Annotated in this window: 5 protein-coding genes; 4 read left to right on the forward strand and 1 reads right to left on the reverse strand. The window is 58.1% G+C overall.

Translation table 11 applies throughout. From position 1 onward, the window contains the following. The 4 genes from WC600_19305 to WC600_19320 form a co-directional block, all read left to right on the forward strand. Positions 1-670 (forward strand): ArsA-related P-loop ATPase (locus tag WC600_19305; protein MFA4904874.1); only part of this gene is annotated, 670 nt, incomplete at its 5' end. Positions 671-677: 7 nt separating this feature from the next. Further along, positions 678-1,079, forward strand: a complete 402-nt coding sequence (locus tag WC600_19310) for a gas vesicle protein (protein MFA4904875.1) — start codon at positions 678-680, stop codon at positions 1,077-1,079. Beyond that, the gene (locus tag WC600_19315) at positions 1,079-1,447 is read left to right on the forward strand and encodes a gas vesicle protein K (protein MFA4904876.1); all 369 of its coding nucleotides are present in this window, start codon (positions 1,079-1,081) and stop codon (positions 1,445-1,447) included. The genes WC600_19310 and WC600_19315 overlap by 1 nt, the downstream gene beginning before the upstream one ends. Positions 1,448-1,460: 13 nt before the next feature. Continuing rightward, on the forward strand, positions 1,461-1,775 hold the full coding sequence (locus tag WC600_19320) for a gas vesicle protein (GenBank protein ID MFA4904877.1): 315 nt from the start codon (positions 1,461-1,463) through the stop codon (positions 1,773-1,775). Positions 1,776-2,316: 541 nt separating this feature from the next. Here the strand turns inward: WC600_19320 and WC600_19325 are convergent. Further along, positions 2,317-2,521, reverse strand: a 205-nt coding sequence (locus tag WC600_19325) for a hypothetical protein (GenBank protein MFA4904878.1), incomplete at its 5' end; no start/stop codon positions are given.

Consider the following 2,521-nt stretch of genomic DNA (forward strand, 5'->3'; position numbering starts at 1 on the left):
TTTTGATGTCCCCTTCGACCGCCAGGTGATGGAGCGGATGCTGGACCTGTCCCCTCCCGGCTTGGATGAGATTATGGCCCTGGTGCGGGCCATGGGATTCCTGGAACAGGGCCGCTACGATATATTCATATTGGACTCGGCCCCCACCGGCCATCTTCTCCGCCTCCTGGAACTGCCGGAACTTATTGACCAGTGGCTCAAGACCTTTTTCGGCTTGCTTTTGAAGTACAAGCTGGCTTTCCGGTTTCAGGAGCTGTCCCAGCAATTGGTAAGGATTTCCCGGGACCTGAAACTCCTGAGAAACCTGTGGCGAGACCCGGCCCGGGCGGCGCTCTACGCGGTGACCATCCTCACGGAAATGGCCTTCCAGGAGACCAGCGACCTGCTGGCGACCTGCGGGCGCCTGGGGGTGCCAGCGCCGGTGCTGCTGCTCAACCTGGCCACCCCGGGCTGGGATTGTCTTCTGTGCGCCGCACTGAACCGCCGGGAGACGCTGATTAAGGACAAATTCCAGGAAACCTTCGCCGGCCGGCATCAAACCATCATTTATCGCCAGAGCGAACCCCGGGGCCTAAAGCGCCTCACTGCCTTGGGGCAGGCATTGTACCGGTCCAGGACTGTGGAGAACCGCCATGGGGCTATTGCTGATATGCCCGCATTGTCAAGCTAAGATACCGATGGTCTCCCGGGCTTGTTCGGCTTGCGGCGCCGACCTGCGGGACCTGCCTCCGACCGCGCGCCGTTATTTTATCGGCAAATCGGCGGCGGGGGAAATCGCTCCCCCGGTCCCGGAGGTGATTCCCGGGTCAATACCGGAGACCGTGGAGGTGGAATTGCTGGAACCGTACCCGGAAGCCTCGCTCCCGGAGAGCAAAGATGTGTCGTTGTGCGAGGCCCTGGACCGCATTCTCAATAAGGGCGCGGTGCTCTTTGGGGAAGTGATGATTTCCGTGGCCGATATCGACCTGGTCTACCTGGGCCTCCAGGTCATCCTGGCATCCATGGAAACCGCACGGGGATTTAAGCCTCGGGGGGAGGGGCAGTTGGGACCGAATCTTTTTGAAAAGGGTGCATGCTGATGAAATCCCCGGAACCGGCTCAAGTGGAATCCCAGGCTATCAGCGATTTTGCCAAGGTCATGCAAGGAGACGCCTCTTTACCGGCCCGATCTCCGGGTGGCCAGCCCCCCCGGATCAATCTGGACCAGGACAACATCAAGAACAGCCTGGGACAACTGGTTTTGACCCTGGTGAAACTGCTCCACGAACTACTGGAGCGCCAGGGCATCCGGCGCATCGAGGCCGGGTCCCTCACGGACGACCAGATCGAGCGGCTGGGGTTGACCTTGATGAAACAGGCTCAAGAGATCGACCGACTCCGGCAGGAGTTCGGCCTGGAAGAAGACGACCTGAATATCGACCTTGGCCCCCTGGGCCAACTCCTGTAAGGAGGAACTGCACATGGCCAGACAACAAGGCATCCAGAGTTCCATTCAGAGCACCAACCTGGCGGATCTTCTGGAACGCATCCTGGACAAGGGAATCGTAATCGCCGGAGACATCAAGATCCGGCTGGTGGAAGTGGAACTCCTCACTCTGCAGATTCGATTAGTGATCTGCTCAGTGGACAAAGCCAAAGAATTGGGGATAGATTGGTGGGTAGCCAACCCGGCCTTTAATTCCCAGGCCCCTTCGGAAGAACTGGCGGCCTCCCTTAACAAGATCGACGAGCGCTTGGGGCGCCTGGAATCTGCCATGGCCGTGGCTGGCCCCTGAGTTCCTTGGCGACGTTGGGGAACCCCTGCTCCGGGGAGCGGGGGGCGCTAGCTACCGGCCCAAGGTCCCGAGGCCTCAGCCGGGTAGTGGTATCCGACAGCCGCATAGAACCAGCTTCCGATAGTGGGGTAACACCAGACATAAAGTCAAGCGCACCAGCATCCAGCCGGAGATTGAGAGGTCAGTCTCGGTTGGGTCTCATTGAGGCATAATAATCTACCATAGCTCTGACTCGCATCTCCAGTGGGCGCCGAAGTGAGGCTATATGAACCACTTCATTAACTTTCCCCCAAAAGTTAATCAAACAGAACCTTCCTCCCATGCCTTTTTCTTCCAAAAATGGACATCTTTTCCTCCTTTGTGGCCGCGGACCTCTTGGATGGGTTTTGGGGCCTTTTTAATGCTATCTTCCTGCAAATATTAAAATAATAATGGTGCCGAATGGATTGAACCTACCAATGGAAAGACCATCTCATTAAAAAAGGCCGGGGCCCCCGAAGGGACCCCGGCGCTGTGTTTGTTAAGCATGTAATCCCCCCTGTCAGGCGGCCTGTTCCTGCATCTCCGATATCACCGGCCTGATTCTCCCCTCCTCCAGCCACCAGATTTGAATCTCCGGCACCGGTGACGGGTCCGCATGGTCCGAAGTGGCGAACACCAGGATGGTATCGAAGTCCTGACGCACGGCCAGCAGGAAGTCAATGAGTTGGGCTCTGTTTGCGGGGTCGAGGATGTCCGCCTCGTCG

This window comes from Desulfobaccales bacterium (genome assembly GCA_041648175.1).
Lineage (GTDB): Bacteria > Desulfobacterota > Desulfobaccia > Desulfobaccales > 0-14-0-80-60-11 > 0-14-0-80-60-11.